The 21,968-nt window shown below is 72.1% G+C and carries 17 protein-coding genes; 7 read left to right on the top strand and 10 right to left on the bottom strand.

Annotated features, from left to right (window positions below; genetic code table 11):
- Nucleotides 1-2 precede the first annotated feature (2 nt).
- A complete protein-coding gene (locus ACH4RG_RS09505) occupies nucleotides 3-1,313 on the bottom strand; it encodes a hydrolytic protein (RefSeq protein WP_398539407.1) in 1,311 nt (436 codons plus the stop codon).
- A gap of 239 nt (nucleotides 1,314-1,552) precedes the next feature.
- Between ACH4RG_RS09505 and ACH4RG_RS09510 the strand changes: the two genes are divergently transcribed.
- From ACH4RG_RS09510 to ACH4RG_RS09530, 5 genes are all read left to right on the top strand, one after another.
- Nucleotides 1,553-2,374, top strand: a complete 822-nt coding sequence (locus ACH4RG_RS09510) for a LuxR C-terminal-related transcriptional regulator (RefSeq protein ID WP_398539321.1) — start codon at nucleotides 1,553-1,555, stop codon at nucleotides 2,372-2,374.
- A 454-nt stretch (nucleotides 2,375-2,828) separates the two neighbouring features.
- Nucleotides 2,829-6,137 carry a hypothetical protein gene (locus tag ACH4RG_RS09515; RefSeq protein ID WP_398539322.1) on the top strand — a complete coding sequence of 1,103 codons (3,309 nt, stop codon included), beginning with the start codon at nucleotides 2,829-2,831 and terminating at the stop codon, nucleotides 6,135-6,137.
- Complete coding sequence (locus ACH4RG_RS09520; protein WP_397924200.1) at nucleotides 6,134-6,838, top strand: DUF4255 domain-containing protein; 705 nt, start codon at nucleotides 6,134-6,136, stop codon at nucleotides 6,836-6,838. Before ACH4RG_RS09515 ends, ACH4RG_RS09520 begins: the two co-directional genes overlap by 4 nt.
- Entirely contained in the window at nucleotides 6,835-8,961 is a 2,127-nt protein-coding gene (locus ACH4RG_RS09525; RefSeq protein WP_397924198.1) for an AAA family ATPase, read from the top strand. Before ACH4RG_RS09520 ends, ACH4RG_RS09525 begins: the two co-directional genes overlap by 4 nt.
- Nucleotides 8,962-9,154: 193 nt before the next feature.
- A complete protein-coding gene (locus ACH4RG_RS09530) occupies nucleotides 9,155-10,147 on the top strand; it encodes a DUF389 domain-containing protein (protein WP_397924196.1) in 993 nt (330 codons plus the stop codon).
- 181 nt (nucleotides 10,148-10,328) lie between these two features.
- On the opposite strand, the gene ACH4RG_RS09535 is transcribed toward ACH4RG_RS09530, so the two are convergent.
- The 3 genes from ACH4RG_RS09535 to ACH4RG_RS09545 all read right to left on the bottom strand — a co-directional run bounded on the left by ACH4RG_RS09535 (nucleotide 10,329) and on the right by ACH4RG_RS09545 (nucleotide 14,673).
- On the bottom strand, nucleotides 10,329-10,721 hold the full coding sequence (locus tag ACH4RG_RS09535; protein ID WP_397924195.1) for a hypothetical protein: 393 nt from the start codon (nucleotides 10,719-10,721) through the stop codon (nucleotides 10,329-10,331).
- A 197-nt stretch (nucleotides 10,722-10,918) separates the two neighbouring features.
- Nucleotides 10,919-12,436, bottom strand: coding sequence for an alpha/beta hydrolase (locus ACH4RG_RS09540; protein WP_398161086.1), 1,518 nt, complete (start codon nucleotides 12,434-12,436; stop codon nucleotides 10,919-10,921).
- A 260-nt stretch (nucleotides 12,437-12,696) separates the two neighbouring features.
- Nucleotides 12,697-14,673 (bottom strand): heavy metal translocating P-type ATPase, encoded by a 1,977-nt coding sequence (locus ACH4RG_RS09545; RefSeq protein WP_397924193.1) that lies wholly within the window; start codon nucleotides 14,671-14,673, stop codon nucleotides 12,697-12,699.
- Nucleotides 14,674-14,768: 95 nt separating this feature from the next.
- On the opposite strand from ACH4RG_RS09545, the gene ACH4RG_RS09550 reads away from it, so the two are divergent.
- On the top strand, nucleotides 14,769-15,155 hold the full coding sequence (locus tag ACH4RG_RS09550) for an ArsR/SmtB family transcription factor (RefSeq protein ID WP_397924192.1): 387 nt from the start codon (nucleotides 14,769-14,771) through the stop codon (nucleotides 15,153-15,155).
- Nucleotides 15,156-15,342: 187 nt separating this feature from the next.
- Entirely contained in the window at nucleotides 15,343-15,561 is a 219-nt protein-coding gene (locus ACH4RG_RS09555) for a hypothetical protein (protein ID WP_397924191.1), read from the top strand.
- Between the two features lie 128 nt (nucleotides 15,562-15,689).
- Here the strand turns inward: ACH4RG_RS09555 and ACH4RG_RS09560 are convergent, their stop codons facing one another.
- The 6 genes from ACH4RG_RS09560 to glyA form a co-directional block, all read right to left on the bottom strand.
- Nucleotides 15,690-16,259, bottom strand: a complete 570-nt coding sequence (locus ACH4RG_RS09560; protein WP_397924189.1) for an SUKH-4 family immunity protein — start codon at nucleotides 16,257-16,259, stop codon at nucleotides 15,690-15,692.
- Nucleotides 16,260-16,528: 269 nt separating this feature from the next.
- Nucleotides 16,529-17,659 (bottom strand): pyridoxal-phosphate dependent enzyme, encoded by a 1,131-nt coding sequence (locus tag ACH4RG_RS09565; protein ID WP_397924323.1) that lies wholly within the window; start codon nucleotides 17,657-17,659, stop codon nucleotides 16,529-16,531.
- Nucleotides 17,660-18,176: 517 nt separating this feature from the next.
- Nucleotides 18,177-18,569, bottom strand: coding sequence for a type II toxin-antitoxin system VapC family toxin (locus tag ACH4RG_RS09570; protein ID WP_398539323.1), 393 nt, complete (start codon nucleotides 18,567-18,569; stop codon nucleotides 18,177-18,179).
- The gene (locus tag ACH4RG_RS09575; protein WP_398539324.1) at nucleotides 18,566-18,838 is read right to left on the bottom strand and encodes a hypothetical protein; all 273 of its coding nucleotides are present in this window, start codon (nucleotides 18,836-18,838) and stop codon (nucleotides 18,566-18,568) included. The genes ACH4RG_RS09570 and ACH4RG_RS09575 overlap by 4 nt, the downstream gene beginning before the upstream one ends.
- Before the next feature lie 239 nt (nucleotides 18,839-19,077).
- On the bottom strand, nucleotides 19,078-20,463 hold the full coding sequence (locus tag ACH4RG_RS09580) for an L-serine ammonia-lyase (protein WP_397924186.1): 1,386 nt from the start codon (nucleotides 20,461-20,463) through the stop codon (nucleotides 19,078-19,080).
- Between the two features lie 244 nt (nucleotides 20,464-20,707).
- A complete protein-coding gene (glyA, locus tag ACH4RG_RS09585; RefSeq protein ID WP_018959977.1) occupies nucleotides 20,708-21,967 on the bottom strand; it encodes a serine hydroxymethyltransferase in 1,260 nt (419 codons plus the stop codon).
- Between the last annotated feature and the right edge of the window lies 1 nt (nucleotide 21,968).

Genomic DNA, 21,968 nt, shown 5'->3' on the forward strand with positions numbered 1-21,968 from the left:
TTCTATCGTGCGAGATCGCTCAGTTCGCCGCTGACATTCAGAACCTGATGGCACCCGGAAGCCTGCCTGCCAGTGGCCGGAGTGCCGGGCTTGGCACAGGTGACGGACGCGGTGACGGTGGCGTTCTCCGGAACCTGAATGGGGGTGACCCAGTGGTAGTCCTGGTTGCGGAAGGTTTCCAGCGCGATCGTCGTGATCTTGTTCTCTCCGAAGGAGATCGTCACAATGCCCTCGTCCCCCTGGAAGTTCGCCACCACGATGTCGGTGACGCCGAACACCTTCCCGGCGGGAACCTTGTAGACGCCCTCTGCCGAGCGTCCCGCCGAGGTCTTCACGTCGATGGTCTTGGAGTGCTGCGCACCGCCACCGCCACCGCTCCCGCCGGTGCCGCCGCCTCCACCGGAGCCGCCCGGGCCGGAGCCGCCCGGGCCGGAGCCGCCCGTACCAGGGCCCGTTCCGTCCGGACCGGCACCCTCTCCCTGACCGCCTGCCGGGTTCTCCGCGCCGCCGGGCGGAGTCGACCCCTGCTCCTTGCCCCGCTCGGTCTCCTTCTGCGCGGCCTTCGTCCCCGCCTGCTCGGCCGTGCTCTGCACCGCGGGCCGCACCAGGGCGAACCACGCGAGCAGCAGGGCCAGCAGCGCGGCCAGCACGATCAGCAGCCACTTGGGCAGCACCGGTATCTGGGCGAACTCGCCGGGCAGCGGCTCGGGCCCACCGGGCTGCTCGTCCTCGGCATCCCCTGCGGCGCCCTCGGTCGCCCGGACCTCGAACGGCCAGGTGACGGGCTCTCCGAACCAGATCAGCGTCCGGGCCCGGACCTTCAGCCGGACCTCCGCCGACTCTCCCGGCTCCAGTCGCTTCTTGTCCGGCGTGAAGGTGAGCCGCAGATCCTCCCCGGCCTGCTTGCCCGCGAGGGCCACATCGACCGGGGTGTTCCCCTTGTTCTGCACCGCGGCACCGAAGCGGGCGCCCAGCCAGCCCCGGCGGCGGCGCGGTTCCAGCTCCGTGCGCAGTTCGTGGAAGGGCTCCACGGTCACCGTGCCCTCGGGGACCACCACCGACTCGGGCCGTTCCGCGGGCAGGACCCGTACGGCCAGGGGGGTTTCACCCGCCCGCACCTCGTGGGAGCGCGGCGGGGCGAAGGTCAGGGTCACCGTCTCGGAGGTGCCCGGGTACAGCGACACACGCGCCGGCTCGACGGTACTCCAGGCGGCGCAGTCGCCGACCACCTCAAGTGTGTAGGCCTCGACGATGTCACCGTCGTTGCGCACGGTCAGGGTGGTCGTCGCGGTACCGCCGGGCGACACCGTCACCGTGGGGCTTTCGAGTTCGGCAGATGTGGTCACTCTGCGACGTTAGGCCGCCCGCACCGCTCGGCAGCAGAGACGCGAGGGCAACAAGCGGGCAGGGGTGGTGCCCCGCGGGCCCCTCGGCACAGTCTCCCCGCGCCCCCTCCGCGCGCCCGCGGGCCGTGCCCCCGGTCGGCGGGGGGCGACGTGAGGACGAGCAGGCATATCGGGCTGAAGTACCTGAGGAAGACGGGCACGGAACGATGACGACGATCACGGACACGACGAACAGCACGGCGAACGCGACCGCCAACGGCACGGCAACCGCCAACGGCACGGCAACCGTCAACGGCACGGCAACCGTCAACGGCACGGCAACCGTCAACGGCACGGCGGCGCGCGGGTACTACCGCAGGCCCGACGCGGCGCACCGCCGCACGGCGAACTCCGGGGGAGCGCCCGGGGGCAGGGTCTCCGTGGCGGTGTACGCGGAGGACCTGATTTTGCAGACCGGCATGCTCCACCAACTGCGCGTACGGCCCGAGATAGAACTGCTGCCGGAGGCCGAAGCGGACCGGGCCCAGGTCTCGCTGGTCGTTGTGGACATGGTCGACGAGCCCACCGTCCAGCTGCTGCACCGCCTCCAGCGCAACACCTCCACCCGCACCGGACTGGTCGTGGGCTTCTTCGAGTCGGGCGCCCTCCAGACCATGATCGAGTGCGGGGTCGCCGCCGTGCTCCGGCGCGGCGAGGCCGACCAGGACCGGCTCGTCCACCTGGTGCGGGCGATGGCCAACGGCGAAGGCGTCCTGCCCGGCGATCTGCTCGGCAAGCTCCTCGACCACGTCAGCTCCCTCCAGCGGACGGTCCTCGACCCCCGGGGGCTCACCCTCTCCACCCTCACCGCGCGGGAGGCGGAGATGATCCGACTGGTCTCGGAGGGCTGCGACACCGCGGAGATCGCGCAGAAGACCTCGTACTCCGAACGCACCGTCAAGAACGTCCTGCACGAGGTCGCGACCCGGCTCGAACTGCGCAACCGGGCCCACGCGGTCGGATACGCGATGCGGCACGGGCTGATCTGAGGCCCCGTCGCCCCGCACCCGGCCAGGTGCCCCGGCAGGTGCCCCGGCCGGGTGCGGGCGGGGCGGGCCCGCCCGCGCGGACGGGAGACCCGGGCCCGGCGGGGAGCGGCCGTGGCCCGTTCCTGCCTCCAGGGCGGCCTCTGACGACCTTGCCCGCCCGAGCAGCGACGACGCCGCCGGCCTGACCGACCTCCGCCGTCGGCGACGCCTTCGTACGCCCCGCCCCGGCCGACACGGCCCACAGGGCGGCCGGCTCCGGGCCCGGCCGCCCGATAGTGCCACTCCATCGGCCGAACGCATCCCCTCGCCGGCCCGATGCCCCGGGCGCGGTGCCCCGCCGCCGCAAAGGGCAGCGCGCCCTTCCCCCGTCCCGGGTACTCGCGGCCTGTCCTCCGCCCCCGCGCGTGGGCGAAGCTGGCCGGTGGAGAGTCATCGACAGACTGTGAGGTGGGCCGTGACCGGCACTGCTGGCCCGGCAAAGCATTCCCGGCTGGGCCGACTGACCGGTGCGGCGGTGCTGTTGGCACCCCTGCTGCTGGTCGGCTCGGCCGCCGCCCCGCACGCGGCCGCCGAGGCCGTCGCCGCCGTGGCGGACGCCGAACCGCTCCAGGCGGGGCGCATCGCCTTCGCCGGCACCGAACACCGCAGCCTTGGGGTGGCCAACGACAAGGACACCACCGACCCGCTGTTCGGCGACGGCCCCACCCACTACGACCAGGACCCCTCCGCCCGGGGAGACCTCCTGGTCTTCACCAGCCTGCGTGACAGCGCCCGGCCCCAGGTGTACCTGCGCGCCGCGGACGGATCGGTGAGCAGGCTCACCACCGACCGGGACGCGGCCCACCCCGAACTCTCCCCGGACGGCCGGACCGTCGTCTTCGACTCGGCGGAGACCGGACCCGACGGCACGGTCCAGCGCGACCTGTGGACGATCGGCGTCGACGGCAAGGGTCTGCGCCGACTCAGTGACACCCCGGAGAACGAGGAGTCCCCGACCTGGTCCCCGGACGGCAAGAAGATCGCGTACGCCTGCGACGCCCCGGGCAGGTGGCACATATTCGTGCGGGACGTCGCCGGCGGCCCGCGCACCCGGATCAGCGACGCGCCGGCCGGTGACGCCACCGAGCCGTCCTGGAACCCGGTGGAGGACGACGCCCGCCGGGGCCTCGTCGCGTACACCCTCACCACGAACCCCGACCCGACCGTCGACGACGGCAGGAAACTGTGGGCCACCCAGGGCATCGGGACCGACCGGCAGCTGTTGGCCGGGGCGCAGGCCAAGTGGGGCACCCACTCGGCCTCCTGGCTGCCCGACGGCAAGGACATCGTCTTCCTCAGCCCGTACCACACCTGCGGCTGCGACAAGTTCGACCACGCCTACCGGGTGACCGCGTTCCAGGGCGACGTGCCGCCGGACCAACTGGTCAACGAGAACCGCAAGTTGGGGCCTCCCACCTGGTTCGCCCCGGCCGGGACCGTCATCGTGCCCCGGATCACCCCGGAACCGGAGACCGTCAAGAAGCCGGATGAGCCGGATGAGCCGGACGAGCTGCTGGCCGCCGCGCAGATCGTGACGCTCCAGGACGTCCGCCAGGACGGCTCCGACCCCCGCGACCTGGGTCTCACCATCCTGAGGGAGGACCCGAAGGCCCGCACGAACACGGACCACACCAAGAACCCCCTGTTCAGGCCGGATCCCGGGTTCGACCCGTGGCACGAGCGGCAGAACTACACGCCCGACGGCCGGCGCCTCGTCGTCACCCGCTTCGAGGACGGCGCCGAGGGGCGGATCGAGCGGATCTGGATGGCCGACGCCGACGGCAGGAACGCGGAGGTGCTGGAGCTCGACGGGCGAGGCCCCACGGACTGGGACACCGACCCCACCTTCTCGCCCGACGGCACCAAGCTCGCGTTCACCCGGACCTCGCCCGGCGGCGTCGGGGACAAGGGGGGCCGGAGCCGCATCTTCATCGCGGACGTCGCCACCGGCGCGATCCTCGACGAGATCCCGCCGCCCCAGGGGCAGGAGGCGGGCGACGTCGCCCAGCCGACCTGGTCCTCCGACGGTGTCAACCTCGCCTTCACCCGCAGCCAGGTCATCAACGGCAACGGCGGCAACAAGCACATCTGGGTCGCACCGGTGGCCGACCTCGACCGCCAGCGGGATCTGAGCGCCACCATCTGCCCCGGCGACTGCGAGGTCATCGACGACAGCCCCGCGTTCTCCCCGGACGGCAAGAAGGTGGCCTTCAACCGCAAGGACGGCGGCGGCCGGAACAACCAGCAGGCCGGGGTCCTCATCAAGCCCCTGCGCGGCGGCGGCTGCCGGGTCGTGCTGCCCTCCGTCCAGAAGGACAACCCCGACGGCTGCGACCTGCCCGTCCCCGACACCTCCGTGACCGGCCCCCACCAGCCCCGTGACGTGGCCTGGTCCCCCGACGGCAGCAAGCTTCTGTTCACCTCGCGCCGGGAGTTCGCGGCGAACTCCATGGAGCAGCTCTCCGTACTGGACATCGCCTCCGGCGACATGGCCCCCCTCGACAACACACACGACGGACGGCAGAAGGAGCCCGCCTTCCAGCAGTCGGTCGACCTGTCGCTGACCGCACCGCCCACCGGCGACCCGGTGGAGGTCGGTTCGTCCACCGAGGTGGCGATCACCGTCACCAACCGGGGCCCCTCGCCCTCGCCCGGCACCCTCCTCACCGTCGACGCCCCGCCCGGCGTCCGGCTGGAGGAGCTGACCACCGACGCCGGGACCTGCGCCGCCGGTACGCCCCAGTGCGACCTCGGCATCGTCCCGCCCGGGGCGAAGGTGACGATCACGGCCAGGCTGACCGGCGTGACCACCGGTGACCAGCGGATCAACTGGTCCGTCGCCGGGGCGGTCCTCGACCCCAACCCCACGGACAACGCCACCGGAACGACCGTCCCGGTCGAGGACGTGCCACCGCCGACCCCGACGCCCACCCCCACTCCCACCCCCACCCCCACCCCCACTGCGACGATGCCGTCCCCGACCCCGACCCCGACCCCGACGACACCCACCCCCGCCCCGCCGCCGACGACCACGCCGCCCCCGCCGCCGGCCCCCGCGCCGCCGCCGCCCGCGCCCGAGGCCGGGCCCGGCGTCACCGTTCGGGCCCAGCCCAGCCCCGGCTACGTCGGCGGCAAGGTCGTGGTGACGTACACCGTGCGCAACGGCAGGAACGCGCTCGCCACCGGACTCCGGCTGAAGCTCGGACTGCCCGGGCGCATCCCCGCCGGACCGCTCCCCGCGGGCTGCGCCGGCGGCGGCACGTGCACGCTCCCCGACCTCGCCCCAGGCGCGTCCACGGTCCTCAGCGTCGTCCTGTCGCCCGACAAGGCCCTCCGTACGACGATCACGGCATCGCTCACCACCACGGGCACCGACGCCGACCTCCGCGACAACGTCTCCCGGATCCCGCTGCGCATCCTCCAGCCCCGCATCGTCTCGGTGCCCGCCGTCGGCAAGCCCGGCTTCGTCACCTCCGTACGCGGCAAGGACTTCCCGCCCGGGGCACCCGTCACCCTCAGCTGGAAGCCCGGGATCACCGCCGCCGCGGCCCCGGCCCGGCCGTTGGGCGACGGCACGTTCATCGCCCAGCTCCTCATCGTCGCCAAGGACCGGACCGGGCCACGCACGATCACCGCGAAGGGCCCCGGCTTCAGCCCCGTGAAGACCGACTTCCTCGTGGTGCTCGGCACCGTCACCCCGCCGGACGAGGTGATCCGCCGATGATCCACGAGGTCGACGAGGGGCTGCGGCTGCTGCTGGCCGATGCCGGGCTGGAGGACAGCGGCGTCGACCTGGTCTTCGACGCCCCGACGAAGGACTGGTCCGCCCGCCGCAACGCCCCGACCATCAGCGTCTTTCTGCACGGCATCCGCGAGGACGCGGGCAGGCGGCGCGCCGGCACGAGCGAGACGCACGACGAGGACGGCGTGGTCACCGGCTGGCGGACCCCGCCGCGCTGGTTCGAGCTGACCTATCTGGTCACCGCCTGGACCAACCGCCCGCAGGACGAACACCGGCTGCTCTCCGAGGTGTTGCGCACCCTCGTCCGCTCCGACGTGCTGCCCGCCCGGATGCACACCGGAAGCCTCGCCGAACTCGGCCTGACCGTGGAGCTGGAGGCGGCGGGGCCGGGAGCCGGCGGACCCTCCGCCTCGGATGTCTGGTCCGCGCTCGGCGGCGAGCTGAAGGCCGCGATCGACCTGCGGGTCCTCGCACCACTGGCCGGCGAGCGCACCCCCGCCGGCCCACCCGTCACCGAAGGACTCGTCATGAAGGCCGCGCCCCACCTGAACGGCGACGACGGCGGCCCCGGCCGGCGCCTGCGCTACGACGGAGCGTCCGACCCGGGCGGGCAGGGCTTCGCCGCGCCCCGTGAACGGCGACTGCCGCCCGGCCGACGCAAGCGGGGGAACGCCGCGCGATGACCATGGCACCACAGCAGCTCCACGCCCACGACCCCCTCACCGGCGTCGAGGAACTCTGGGAGCGGCTCGGCCGCGTCGAGCAGCGGGTCCGGGAGGCCGTAGCGGCTCGCCGGGCCGTCGATCCGGACCCCGACGACCCCTACCGGGGGCAGTACCTCACCCCCGAGGGCGCGGCACGGATCCTGGAGACCCGCGACGCGTTCACGCCCGTCCCGGCGTACGCGGACGGAGCCCTGCCGGACGCCGCCCCGGCCGGGAGCCGGCTCGGCCGACTGGCGGACCGCTTCGGTCTCGCCCCGCTGGACGTCGAGCTCCTGCTGGTCGCCGTGGCCCCGGACATCGACACCCGGTTCGAGCGGCTGTACGGCTACCTCAACGACGACCTCACCCGCCGCCGGCCCACCATCGGCCTGGCCCTGGAACTCTGCGGACTTCCCTCCGCCGGCCCCGGCCGCTTCCGGTTCACGCCGTCCGCCCCGCTCGTCGCGGGCGGGCTGCTGGAGATCACGGACGGCGAGCGCCCGCTGCTCTCCCGGACCCTGCGCGTACCGGACCGGGTCACCGGCCACCTCCTCGGCGACGACGGGACCGACGGCCGGCTGCGCGGGATCGTCCAGGAGGCCCGGCCCGCCCGGGAATCCGACGAGCGCCCCGAGGTCCCACGGATCGCGGCGGCCCTCGGCACGGGCAGCGGCCTGGTGCACCTCCTCGACCGGGGCGGCGACCCGTGCGGCCTCGCGGTCGAGGCGCTGGCGGCGGCCGGCCGGCGCCCGCTGGTCGTCGACGTCGCGGCGCTCACCACCGTCGCCGAACCGGCCCCGCTCGTACGGGCCCTGGCGACCGAGGCCCGCCTCGGCCGCGCCGGGGTGATCCTCGGCCCGCTCGAAACGCTCGCCCCCGAACGCCCCGAAGGAGCCCGGCTGCTCGGCTCGCTGTGCGCGGCGCTCGGCTCCACGCCCCTGATCGCGTACGGGAGGAAGACCTGGGACCCCCTGTGGACGGCGGAGAGCCCGGTGCCCGTCACCGTCCCGCCCGCCGGACCCGGCGGTGCCGGGCGCCAGTGGGCGCGCGCGCTCGCCGAAGCGGGCCGGACGGTCGGCCTGTCCGCAGCGCACGCGTCCGCCGACGAGGCTCTCATCGAGTCCGCCGCCGCCTACCGGCTCGACTCCGGTCAACTGCGCCGGGCGGCGACCGTCGCGTCCCGGCTGGCCGTCATCGGGCAGCGGCCGGTGACCCCGGAGGACCTGCGCACGGCGGTCCGCGCCCAGAACGGCGCGGGTCTGGAACGGCTCGCCCGGCGTATCGCCCCCGCGGTCGGCTGGGACGACCTGGTGCTGCCCCCGGCGACCCGTACCCAGCTCGGCGAACTCGCCCTGCGCGCCCGCCACCGCGAGACGGTCCTCGGGAAGTGGCGGATGCGGCCGGGCGGCGGCCGGGGGAGGGGCGTCATCGCCCTGTTCGCCGGGGAGTCCGGAACCGGCAAGACCATGTCCGCCGAGGTGATCGCCGCCGAACTGGGCATGGAACTCTACGTCGTGGATCTGTCCACGGTGGTCGACAAGTACATCGGGGAGACCGAGAAGAACCTGGAGCGGATCTTCGTCGAGGCGTCCGACGTCAACGGCATCCTCCTGTTCGACGAGGCCGACGCGATCTTCGGCAAGCGGTCCCAGGTCAAGGACGCGCACGACAAGCACGCCAACGTGGAGTCGGCCTACCTCCTCCAGCGCATGGAGTCCTTCGACGGCATCGCCGTGCTCACCACCAACCTCCGGGCCAACCTCGACGAGGCGTTCACCCGCCGCCTCGACGTGATCGCCGAGTTTCCGATGCCCGACGCCCGGCAACGCCTGGCCCTGTGGGACCGCTGTCTGGGCGCGGCGATCCCGCGCGACGACACGCTCGACCTGGAGTTCTGCGCGGAACGGTTCGAGCTGGCCGGCGGTTCGATCCGGGCCTGCGCGGTGACCGCCGCCTACTTCGCGGCCGAGTCGGGGAAGCCGCTGGACATGGACCAGCTCGTCACGGCGGTGCTCCAGGAGTACCGCAAGCTCGGACGGCTGGTGCTGGAGAGCGAGTTCGGGCCGTGGCTGGCGAAGGAGCGGGGGCGCGGCCCGCGGTAGGGGACCGGGCCTCCGGTATAGGGGACCTGGTCGTGATCGGCAGGACGGCCGGCGAGGTGCCGCACGGAGCCGATCGGTAGGGAACCCGGTCGTGATCGGCAGGACGGCCGCCGAGGTGCCGCACGGAGCCGATCGGATGACGCCACGCGGGTGGCTACGGCCCTCGCCGACGTCCGGCTCCGATACTGATCCGATGATCACAGGGCTGCGCGCGTGGGTGCTTCCGGAGCGTCAACGGAGGTCGCAGGCCGAACTCGCCGAGGACCTGGACCTCACGTGCGGGGACGCCCGCGCCAAGCAGTCGGCCTTCTGGACCATGCTGTTCTTCTCCGCGGTGATCGCGGCCGGCGGAGTCCTGACCGATTCCACGGCCACCGTGATCGGCGCGATGATCATCGCGCCGCTGTCCACCCCGATCATGGGCATCGCCATCGGCGCCGTACAGGGCCGGCGCGGCTCGGCGGGCCGGTTCGTGCTCGCCGGGGTGCTCCTGGTGGTGGCGGTCGGAGCCGTGGGTTCGCTGGCCGTGCCGTCCCACTACGACCTGCTGTCGGACAGTCAGATCGCCGGCCGGACCTCGCCCGGCCTGCTGGACCTGGTGGCCGCCCTGGCGACCGGCTTCGCCGGGGCGCTCGCGCTGTCCCGCAAGGACGTCGCCGCGGTGCTGCCCGGTGTGGCCATCGCCATCTCGCTGGTGCCGCCGCTGGTCGTGGTCGGCGTCTGCGCCGGGCAGGGCGCCTGGTGGCTCGCGCTCGGCGCGCTGGTGCTCTTCGTCTCCAACCTGCTCGCCCTGGTCTTCGCCGGCATGGTGGTCTTCGCCGCGCTCGACCACACCCAGGAACGCCCAGCCCGCGCATCGGGCCGTGCCTACGCGGCGCTCGGCCTGCTGTTCGCCGCGGTGGGCCTGGTCCTCGCGGCCAGCACCACGGTGACCGTGCTGCTCCACGTATGGACCACGCGCACCTCCGCGGCCGCGACCGCCTGGCTCTCCGGTACGCCCGGCGCGCAGGTCATCGACGTACAGACACGCTCCCGGACGCTGTACATCGCCGTGCGCACACCGGCCGACCTGCCACCGCTGGACCGGCTCCTCGCGGACCTCGGCGGAAAGGTGCCCGACGGGGTGCCGGTCGCGGTGGTGACGACCCAGGGCAGGCAGCTCCAGGTCGGCCGGGTCGGGGACTGACCCCGCACGGCCGCACCGGCGGACCATCCCCCGCAGGTGCGGCCTGACCGGTGTCCGTCGGCGCGGTCCCGTCGCGCTCGTGACCGCCCGGGCCTTCGTCGAACACCGGCTCCTGCGCCGATACCGACGCCGACGCCGGCGCCGAGACCTGTGCCGTACGCCGACGCCGACGTACGGTCCGCTACTCAGGGCTGGTCGTGTACCCCATCGCCCCGACCTCCGCGATCCAGGGCCACGCGTCTCCCGGGACGATCACTGCCCACACCGTTTTGCACGAGCGTTCCTGGTAGAACGTGATGACACGCCCGGAGCCCGCGAAGTTCTCCGCCGAGCGGGTGCCATCGACGGTCGTGCACGTACTGCCGACGTCCTTCAGCGGGTGAGACCTTCCCTGGAGGTTCGACCACGCGTACCCGGTGCCGATCACCCGCTGGCTGCCATCGGGAGTGGCGGCACCGGAGACGCCGGGGACGCCGGAGGGAGCCGCGGTGGCGGCGGGGGCGGAGACGACGCTCAGGGCGAGAGCTGCTGGAATCGCTGCGAGCGCGAAGCAGCGCCGGACGGTCCGTAACATGGGTTTCCCTTTCCTACGCGTTCAGTACGGTCCCCGGAAGCGGTGAACCATCTCCGCCGGACGGGACCGATCGTGCCCAACCACCGCCGGGGCACCTGCGTGTTGACAGGTCTGGCCCGGCCGGCAGCGGCACCGTTCAAGCGGTGCCTCCGACCGGCCGCGCCGCCCCGGGCGGGCCCCCTCGCCGTCGGATCGGTTCAGTTCCTCCGGCTGCTCAGATAGGCGTCGATCGCCCGTTTCGGTTCCTTCATGCCGTACATCCCGTGGCCCACGGTGTCCACCGTGAGCAGGGACGCCCTGGGGAAGGCGTCCGCCATGCGCCGCGCGCCCGCGAGTGGGGTCGCCACGTCGTGCAGGGCGTTGACCACGAGCACCGGCGGCAGGACTCCCTTCGCCTGCTCGGACGGGCGCTTGGGCGGCGTCCAGCCCTGGCAGCCCAGCACCATGTCCAGGGCCTGGGAGTTGTAGCGGACATGTGGGGCGGCCTTCGCGGCGCGCTTCAGGAGGGCCCGGTACGCGGTGTGGTCGCGGATCCGGAAGTCGTTGTCCCGGCAGAGCACGAGTCGCCAGGGGAGTTCGGGGCCCGATTCGCCCAGGTAGACATCGCCCCTGCCGCTGTGCAGCGCGGCGAGTTGCTCCGTGGCCTGGGCCGGCGTGTAACGGCTGAGGGCGGCGTAGAGGAAGTCCACGACCTGGTGGGCGCTGACCTTCCGCCGGGTGGGTCCGTTCGGGCCCGGCTCGCGGAGCGTGCCGGCGTCGGCCCGGGCGAACAGCTCCTCGGTGACGGAGATCAGCTTCCGCCCCTTCAGTACACAGGAAGTGTCCTTCTCGCACACGGCCACGAGCCGCTCGAAGATGTCGTCGAGTGCGACGCTGCCGTCGGTGAGGTACCGCTCGGCGCTCGGCCGGGCCGGGTCCACCGCGCTGTCGAGCGCGAGTGCCCGGAGGCGGTGGGGGAAGAGACGGGCGTAGCGCTCGCCGATGGAGGTCCCGTAGGAGATCCCCATGAAGCTGATCTTCCGCTCTCCGACGGCGGCGCGGATCGCGTCCATGTCGCGGGCGACGCTCTCGGTGTCCATATGGTCGGCGAGCGGGCCCGCCTGTCGCAGACAGCTCTTCGCCAGCTCGCCGTTCAGGGCGCGCAGCCGTTCGAACTCCGCGGCGTCGCGCGGCCGGTGCGGAATCTTCGCGGTGATGGCCTCGTCACAGTCGACGCCCTCGCTGCGGCCGATGCCGCGCGGGTCGAAGGAGATCACGTCGAAGCGCTTCAGCAGGTTCGGCGAGAAGTCCCGGTCCGCGTACATCGCGCTGTCGGCCCCGGGGTTCCCCGGCCCGCCCGGGTTGGTCATCAGGACCCCGATCCGCTTCGCGGGATCGGCACCCCGGTACCGGGCGACGAAGACGCTCGTCCGCGGGCCCTTCGGCTGCGACCAGTCCACCGGCACCTCGATCGTCCCGCACCGCACCCGCGGGCCCGGCGCGGGCATGGGGTCGTTGGGCGGGCAGGCGCCCCAGCGGATCACCGGAGCCACGGCGGCGGCGCCGGCGCCCAAGTGCTGGGCGTCGGTGGTCGCGACGGCCGCGGGCGCGACCGACACCGCGGAGACGGAAAACGCGAGCAGGACGGAGAAGACCCGACCGCCCGCCCTCGGGCGGCCTCCCGGTGTCCCGCTCGGTTTCCCGCACACCTGTGTGATCGGCTTGCTCGTTTCCATGGGCGCCACAGTGCCCGTCCTGTGTGATGACGCCTCTATGGGCAGATGATCGGCACGTAACGGCGAGCCCTGTCGCACCTCGGTCCCGGCCGCGGACCGGAGCCGACGGCACCGCGCGTGGCCGGGGCGGGCAGGGCTCGTGAGGGCGGGGGGCGTGGACGGCGGCGTGGTCGACGCCGCCTCGGGGGCGCCGCAGCCGTGACAGACGGTGGCGGGGCGCCACCGCCCCCGGTACGGGGCGGCACGCCGGTCGCGTCCGCTCAGGCAGTGTCCTCGGCGGACCGGGGCCAGGCGGCCTCCCGCAGGAGGCGCAGGCCGTTGAGGCCGACGATGACGGTGGAGCCCTCGTGCCCGGCGACGCCGAGCGGCAGGGGGAGGGTGCCGATCAGGTCCCAGGCGACCAGGGCGGCGATGAAGGTACCGGCGATGGCCAGGTTCTGGACGACCAGCCGGCGGGCGGCCCGGGAGAGGGCCACGACGGCGGGGACGGCGGCGAGTTCGTCGCGGACGACGACGGCGTCGGCGGTCTCCAGGGCGAGGTCGGATCCGGCCCCGCCCATCGCGATGCCGGTGTGCGCGGCGGCCAGCGCGGGCGCGTCGTTGACCCCGTCGCCGACGACCAGCACCCGCAGGCCCTCGGCCTCCCACGCGCGTACGGCGGCGACCTTGTCCTGCGGGAGCAGCCCGGCGCGGACGTCACTGATCCCGACCTCGACGGCCAGTCGGCGGGCGGCGCGCTCGTTGTCGCCGGTGAGCAACACCGGTGTACGGCCGGTCAGTTCGGTGAGCGCGGCCACGGTCGCCCGCGCGTCCGGGCGCAGCCGGTCCGCGATCCCCAGCACGCCGACCGGGGTGCCGTCGCGGAGTACGAGTACCGCGGTACGGCCCCCGTCCTCCAACGACCGGACCGCCTCGGCGAGGTCGCGGCCGGAGCCGCCGGGGAGACGGGCGGGGGACCCGACCCGGACGGTGTGGCCGTCGACGGTCGCGGTGACGCCGGCCCCGGGGGAGGAGGCGAAACCGGTCGCCTCGGCGAGGACGAGGCCGCGTTCGCGGGCGGCCCGGACCACGGCGCGGGCCAGGGGGTGCTCGCTCGGGTGCTCCGCGGCCCCCGCCAGCGCCAGCAGCCGGTCCTCGTCCAGGCCCGACGAGGGCAGGGGGAGGACATCGGTGACCCGCGGAGTGCCCTCGGTCAGGGTGCCGGTCTTGTCCAGCGCCACCGCGTCGACCTGGCCCAGGCGTTCCATCACGACCGCGGACTTCGCGAGCACGCCGTGGCGGCCCGCGTTGGCGATCGCGGACAGCAGCGGCGGCATGGTCGACAGGACCACCGCGCACGGCGAGGCGACGATCATGAACGTCATCGCGCGCAGCAACGCCGACCGGAGGTCGTCGCCGAAGAGCAACGGGATGCCGAAGACGGCCAGGGTGGCGATGACCATGCCGATCGAGTACCGCTGCTCGACTTTCTCGATGAACAACTGGGTCGGCGCCTTGGTCCCGGACGCCTCCTCGACCATCTTCACGATCCGGGCGATCACCGAGTCCGCCGGATCCCGCTCGACGCGCACCCGGAGAGCGCCGGTGCCGTTCACCGTGCCGGCGAACACCTCGTCCCCCGCCTGTTTGGCCACCGGCAGCGGCTCGCCGGTGATCGTGGCCTGATCGACGTCGCTCGCCCCGTCCAGGACATGCCCGTCCGCGCCGACCCGCTCACCGGGGCGCACCAGGACGACGTCCCCCACCGCCAGCCGTTCGGCGTCCACCGTCTCCTCGACGCCGTCCGCACGGAGCCGGGTCGCCGTGTCGGGGGCGAGGTCGAGCAGGCCGCGCACGGAATCCGCGGTGCGGGCGGTCGCGACCGCCTCCAGGGCGCCGGAGGTGGCGAAGATGACGATCAGCAGAGCGCCGTCCAGGACCTGCCCGATCGCGGCGGCGCCGAGCGCGGCGACGACCATCAGCAGGTCCACGTCCAGCGTCTTCTCCCGCAGGGCCTTGAGCCCCTCCCACCCCGGGTCCCAGCCGCCGGTGACGTAACAGGCGGCGAACAACGGGCCCCACACCCATGCCGGAGCATCCAGCAGATACACGGGGAGCGCCAGCAGGAACAGCACCAGGGAGGCCAGCGCCCACCTGGCTTCCGGCAGCGCCAGGAGGCGCGTACGCCGCCTCGGCGGCACCGCGCGCGGAGCCCCTGCGATCGTCGGCTCGGGCCGTTGATCCACGACAGAAGACATGACAAATCAACCCTTCACGGGTGGACGACGGGCAGCACGCACACCATACAGGAATACATGAACAGGTCTTCATGTGTCGCGCGTATGATGACGGTATGGGCCATGGAGCAGACGCCAGGAGCAGCGCCACCACCCGCGAACGCCTCGACGCGGTCGGTGCCGCCGACGTGGCCGCCACCCTTCAGGCCCTCGCCACGCCCTCGCGGCTGCACATCCTCGCCCGCCTCCAGGAAGGCCCCTGCTCGGTGGGCGATCTCGCCGACGCCGTGGGGATGGAGGCCTCCGCCTGCTCCCACCAGCTCCGCCTGCTGCGCAACCTCGGCCTGGTCACCGGCGAACGGCATGGCCGCTCGATCATCTACGCCCTCTACGACGACCATGTCGCCGAACTTCTCGACCAGGCCCTCTACCACGTCGAACACCTGCGCCTCGGCGTCCGTGACCTCCCGGTCGAGACCCCCGTACCCGCCGTCGTCGACTGACTCCGTCCCGGCCGATGCGTGGGCTTTCGGACAATCCCGGCCGATTCCCTGTCTCTGCCTGCCGGGGCCGCCCTCCTCTCCTATTCTCTACATGTCTGTAGAGAAAGACGGAGTGGTGCGGAAAGTCCGCGCGGCTCCGGCGTACGCGCGCGCTTCGTGGGGAGCGCGGAACGAGAAGAGGACGAACGTGGCTTCGATCGATCTGGACAAGGTGCTGGACAAGGCATGGGCGGACAAGAGCGTGCCCGAGGTGCTGGCGGCCCCGGTGTCGGCGCTCAAGGGTGTCTCGGACCGACAGGGCGACCTGCTCAAGGAGGCGTTCGGCATCAAGACCGTGGCCGACCTCGCGGACCTGAAGTACGTCGGCTGGGCCCAGGCCCTGGCCGCGCTGGACGCGGCCGGGTAGGGCCCCGGCGGGCGAACGGCGCCGTAAACGCCCTGACCGCACCCGAAGACGGAAACGCGCTGGTCAGGGCCATCAAGCGGGGTCACCCGACGGGGCTTTCACGGCACGGCGCCGTCGGGCTTGTGGTGCTACCAGATGCCGTGCTCCAGCTCTTCCAGCGAGAGGTTCCACTGCGATTCCTCGTCGGCGAAGGGGGTGGGGTCGAAGGTGCCGACGGTCTCCTTGAAGCGGCCTGACAGCTCTTCCGGGTCCACGTCGTCGGCGTGGTCGACTTCGAGCTTCCGGAACTCGATGAGCGCGTACACGAGGGACTCGATGTCGCGATGGAGCGGGGTACGGGTATGGCCGGAGGATCCCCCGGGGAACGCGTAGACCTTCCCGGATGCGGGGTCGAGGGCGATGAGCGAGGTGAAAAGACAGCCGAGCATCCACCAGGAACGACTCTCCGCCGGGCACGGCAGGCCGTAGTGGTCGCAGTGGCCGCCAAGGGTGACCGCGTCGAGCCCGGCGGGGTAAGGGTCCGCGACGTTCTCCCTGGACGTGAACGCCTCGGAGTGCGGAAGGCCCACGAGGCTGAGGAAGCTCGCGGAACGCGCGTCAAGTACGGCACGAGAGCCTTGCGGGAAGTAAACAACGTTGTCGAGACCGTAGGCCTGAACCAATTGATGCTGGGTGACGGAGAAGTTCACGCTGATCATCCTGCCCGTCGGCGGCGGCTCCGGTGGTGGCTACCTACCGTGGAGCATTTTTGCTTCCATTCGGACGCTTGCGCAGGTGTTCCGGACGTGGAACACGTCCGACCTCGACGGCGTCTGCGGTGGCGCGTATCCAGGCCCTCGCCTTCTTCTCCGCCCGCTCAGGTCACGTGACTGGCTCTGTCCACGCGAAATCGGACGCCGTTCGCTCAGCACGGCGGACAGCACCGGGGCCTGGCGCCGTTCGCGTGCACGGGTCGGGGGCTGATGCGTCAGTCGCGGATTCCCGCCGCGTGCAGTCTGCTGCGCACGTTGTCCCAATCGGGGGTGATCGATGTGGTTCGGCGGAAGCCGACGCCGCGGTTCTTGAAGCCGCTGGAGGTGGAGATACAGACCACCGGGCCGTCGAAGTCGTGGCCGGTACGCAGCCCTGCGAGTCCGGCGGCGCTGGAGAGTTCGGCCCACAGGCCGCAACGGGCGAGCTCCTGGTGGGCGGCCTCGAGCTGTGCGTCACTGAGTTCGAGGACCTGTCCGCCGCTGTCCTTGATGGTGACCACGCCGCGGTAGCCGCTGACCGGGGAGACGATCGAGTATGCCTCGGTCTGCCCCACCGTGACGTGGGCCGCAGGCACGCCGCGCCGCATGGCCTCGGCGAGCGGCGCGGCCGCGGTCGGCTGGCACGCGTACATCCGCGGCAGCCGATCGGTCAGGCCGAGGCGCCGGAGTTCGGTGAATCCCTTCCAGATACCGAAGAGGAGTTCGCCGTACGACGTGGGGACGAACACGGCTGCGGGGACGCCGAGCTCCTGGTGGATCTCGTAGGCGATGGTCTTGTATCCCTCGGGGCCGAAGGCGTGGCCGGTGTGGGTGGTGGTGAGGCTGCTGACCGGGTGCAGGCCCGTCCGGTCAACGATCCGGCGCATCAGCGGCCACCTCGCTTCCCAGGGCACAGACAGGACCACCGGCTCGTAGGCGTTCAGGAAGGAGTCGACGGCTGGCGGCAGCTCGGGGCCCGCGATGACCACACAGCGCAGGCCGGCGCGGGCAGCGTAGGCGGCCGCGGAGGCCCCATGGTTTCCGGACGAGGCCACGACGATGCCCGGGGCTCCGGCGGCGACGGCAGCGCTGACGGTGCACCGGTTCATCCGGTCCTTGTGGCTCCAGGTGGGGTTGCGAGACTCATCCTTGATGAAGACCCCGGTCTCGACCTCGATCAGCGGCGTGCCGCCTTCACCCAGCCCCGGGGCGCTGAGCGGCGGCAGCAGCGGCGCCCAGCGGTCCAGCCCGCCGCCCCGCTCCGTGGTAGTCGTGAACATGGCGGGGTCGACCCGGTCGTAGTCATAATCGACTTCGACGGGATAGGAGAACTCGTCGGTGCTGGTGCGCGGGCATCCGCTGGTCATCGGTGGCCACAGGGGGTAGCTGACCGTGGGATCGCCCAGCGAGCGCTGAAGGGTTGCCAAAGACCGCTCTGTCGTCACAGCCCGAGCCTATCGATCAAGGGCGGCCCTCCGTCGAGGGAGAGTCGGGCTGATCGCCACGTCCTGCCCGCAGTACCCGACCCGGCCGAGTACGCCGCCCGCGTCCGTACGACCGACCCGGAAGCGGATCTCTCCTCGCCCGATGCCGTCGCCCTCCTCTACCGGGGGAGTCTCCTGGGCCACGTGCCGCACCCGCCCCCGCCCCCGCTCGGGTTGGGCGCGCGGCGGCCTGCGCCTGGTCGCGGACCAGGGCGGCAGGCCTGCCCCGTGCGGCGGCTTCGGCATCGGCGCACCGGCTTCGGCCTCAGCGCCACCCGTTCTGCGATGAGCGGCAGCGCGGTCGAGCCAGCGTCTGGTCGGCCGAGGAGGGCTGCTGCCCGAGGCCTTCCGCGCAGCTCTCTGATTCGCACAAGAGGTGGGTCGCGTCGCGGCCTCGCGGTCAGACCTTGATGACGCGGATGCTGGGGCCGCAGAGCATCAGGAGGTCTTCGGGGTCCGATGTCAGGACGGTCGCTGGGGCTGACGAGGTAAGTGCGGTGGCGGCCACGACGGCGTCGAGGGCGTACTTGTGGCCGTGCAGTCCGGCCGCGGCCAGGAGCTTGCTCGCGTGGCGGGCGATGGCTTCGGTGGGCGGGATGATGTTCACGCGTGAGCCTGCGCAGTCGAAGCGGGCCTGGTTGACCCTGGGGTCGCGTGCTTCGACGAGGGTGACGGAGCTGGTGATGACGCGGATGTCTTCGGCTTCGGCCGCGGCCAGCCACTCGGTGATCTCGGGCGTGCGTCGCACCAGTTTGGACAGGCCTTCGCAGTCCAGCACGAGCGTGCCGCTCACGCGGCTTCCGCCGAGCCTGCGGCGTCGCCGCGGAGAAGGGCGCGTTTGGCGTCGACCGCCGCCTGATCGACCGGGCCGTGTTCGGTTTCCGCGTCTTCGATGAGCTCGCGCAGCCGGTCCCGTTCCAGTTGGCGCTGGATGAGGGTCTCGACGTAGGCGGACCTACCTCGTTTGCCCGTACGTGCCTTGAGGGCAGCGACGGTGCCTTCGTGGAGGGAGACCGATACGGGCCGGACGGGTCCTTCGCCGGGTGCCGGGGAGGTAGCCATGGGGCCGGGTTCGACAAAACTCTTGTTACTGAGTGAGGGTGATTTCCGAGCGGGTGTGCCGGAGGGACATCCGCCGCTGCGCGGGTGTCGTGAACTTCCAGGTCAAGCACCATCGGCGAGGGGCCCGTCAGGGACTTTCCCGTCTGTCCCAGGGAGATTCCAGAGACTTTCCGCCGCGTGAGCAGGGAAGGCCCTGACAGCGCCGAACGATACGAACGCGCTGGTCAGGGCCCACTTGCCTAGCACTCGATGATGTTCACCGCGAGCCCGCCCCGCGCCGTCTCCTTGTACTTGACGCTCATGTCGGCCCCGGTCTCCTTCATCGTCTTGATGACCTTGTCGAGGGAGACCTTGTGGCTGCCGTCGCCCCGCAGCGCCATCCGCGCCGCGGTGACCGCCTTCACCGCCGCCATGCCGTTGCGCTCGATGCAGGGGATCTGGACGAGGCCGCCGACCGGGTCGCAGGTCAGGCCCAGGTTGTGCTCCATGCCGATCTCGGCGGCGTTCTCCACCTGCTCGGGGGAGCCGCCGAGGACCTCGGCCAGGGCTCCGGCCGCCATCGAGCAGGCGGAGCCGACCTCGCCCTGGCAGCCGACCTCGGCGCCGGAGATCGAGGCGTTCTCCTTGAACAGCATGCCGATCGCACCGGCCGCGAGGAGGAAGCGCACGACGCTGTCCTCCTTCTCCGTCTCGGTGCAGCCGCCGGCCGCGAAGTTCATGTAGTAGTGCAGAACGGCGGGGATGATGCCCGCCGCGCCGTTGGTGGGGGCGGTGACCACGCGGCCGCCCGCCGCGTTCTCCTCGTTGACCGCCATCGCGTACAGAGTGATCCACTCCATCGCGTGGGCCTGCGGGTCGCCCTCGGCGCGCAGCTGGCGGGCCGAGTTCGCGGCGCGGCGGCGGACCTTGAGGCCGCCGGGGAGGATGCCCTCGCGGGACATGCCGCGCGAGACGCAGGCCTGCATGACGCGCCAGATGTCCAGCAGCCCGGAGCGGATCTCCGCCTCGGTGCGCCAGGCCAGCTCGTTCTCCAGCATCATCGAGGAGATCGAGAGTCCGGTCTCGCCGGAGAGCCGCAGCAGTTCGTCGCCGGTGCGGAAGGGGTGCTTGAGGACCGTGTCGTCCGGGACGATCGGGTTCTCCCCGGCCACCGCGTCCTCGTCGACGACGAAGCCGCCGCCGACCGAGTAGTACGTCTTCTCCAGGACCGGGGCGCCCTCGGCGTCGTACGCGAGGATCGTCATGCCGTTGGCGTGGTACGGGAGGGCCTTGCGACGGTGCAGGACCAGGTCCTCGTCGAAGTCGAACGGGATCTCGTGCATGCCCAGCAGGTTGATCCTGCCGCTGCCGCGGATCTCCTCGACCCGGCCGTCGGCGGACTCCACGTCGACGGTCTGGGGCGCCTCGCCCTCCAGGCCGAGCAGGACCGCCTTGGGCGTGCCGTGCCCGTGGCCGGTCGCGCCGAGGGAACCGTACAGCTCGGCCCGTATCGAGGCGGTGTGCGCGAGCAGGCCCTCGTTCTTGAGGCGGCGCGCGAACATCCGGGCGGCGCGCATCGGGCCCACCGTGTGGGAGCTGGACGGGCCGATGCCGACCGAGAAGAGGTCGAAGACCGAGATGGCCACGGGAGTACTCCTTGGGGTTGGAAGACGCCGTTGTCTGCCTGGGTGGTGCGGGAACGGGCCGGGTGGTGAAGGGTGCGGAACGGGCCGGGGTGGGGCCCGCGGTCGAGCGGGTCGAGCGGTCGAACGGGTCAGGTGGGTCAAGTAAGGCAAAAGGTGGAGCGGGGGGCACGGGTCGGGGCACCGCGCTCACTCTCCTCAGTGTGCGCGGTGCCCCGTCCGAACGTGCGGAACCGCAGGCCAGGAGTTACTTCAGGCCGGGGTACAGCGGGAACTTCTCGGCCAGCGCGACCACGCGGGCCTTGAGGTCGTCCGCGTCGTAGGACGGCTTGAGGGCGGCGGCGATGATCTCCGCGACCTCCGTGAAGTCCTCGACGCCGAAGCCGCGGGTGGCCAGCGCCGGGGTGCCGATCCGCAGGCCCGAGGTGACCATCGGGGGGCGCGGGTCGTTCGGGATGGCGTTCCGGTTGACCGTGATGCCCAGCTCGTGGAGCCGGTCCTCGGCCTGCTGGCCGTCCAGCTCCGAGTTGCGCAGGTCGACCAGGACCAGGTGCACGTCGGTGCCGCCGGAGAGGACGGACACGCCCACCTCGGTGACGTCCGGCTGGACCAGGCGCTCGGCCAGGATGCGTGCGCCGTCCAGGGTGCGCTGCTGGCGCTCCTTGAACTCCTCGCCCGCCGCGATCTTGAACGAGACCGCCTTGGCCGCGATCACGTGCTCCAGCGGGCCGCCCTGCTGACCCGGGAAGACCGCGGAGTTGATCTTCTTGGCGAGCTCCTGGGTCGAGAGGATCACGCCGCCGCGCGGACCGCCGAGGGTCTTGTGCGTGGTGGTGGTGACGACATGGGCGTGCGGCACCGGGTTGGGGTGCAGACCGGCCGCGACCAGTCCGGCGAAGTGCGCCATGTCGACCATCAGGTACGCGCCGACCTCGTCCGCGATACGGCGGAAGGCGGCGAAGTCCAGCTGGCGCGGGTAGGCCGACCAGCCGGCCACGATCAGCTTCGGCTGGGACTCCTTGGCGAGGCGCTCGACCTCCTCCATGTCCACGATGCCGCTCTCGTCGACGTGGTAGGGGACCACGTTGTAGAGCTTGCCGGAGAAGTTGATCTTCATGCCGTGGGTCAGGTGACCACCGTGGGCCAGGTTCAGGCCCATGATCGTGTCGCCCGGCTTCAGCAGCGCGAACATCGCGGCGGCGTTCGCCTGGGCGCCGGAGTGCGGCTGCACGTTCGCGGCCTCGGCGCCGAACAGGGCCTTGATCCGGTCGATCGCGATCTGCTCGACGACGTCGACGTGCTCACAGCCGCCGTAGTAGCGGCGGCCCGGGTAGCCCTCGGCGTACTTGTTGGTGAGGACGGAGCCCTGTGCCTCCATGACGGCGACCGGAGCGAAGTTCTCCGAGGCGATCATTTCGAGGGTGGACTGCTGACGGTGGAGCTCGGCGTCGACGGCGGCGGCGACGTCCGGGTCCAGCTCGTGGAGGGAGGAGTTCAGAAGCGACATC

This window comes from Streptomyces sp. NPDC021019 (genome assembly GCF_044333295.1).
Classification (GTDB): Bacteria; Actinomycetota; Actinomycetes; order Streptomycetales; family Streptomycetaceae; genus Streptomyces.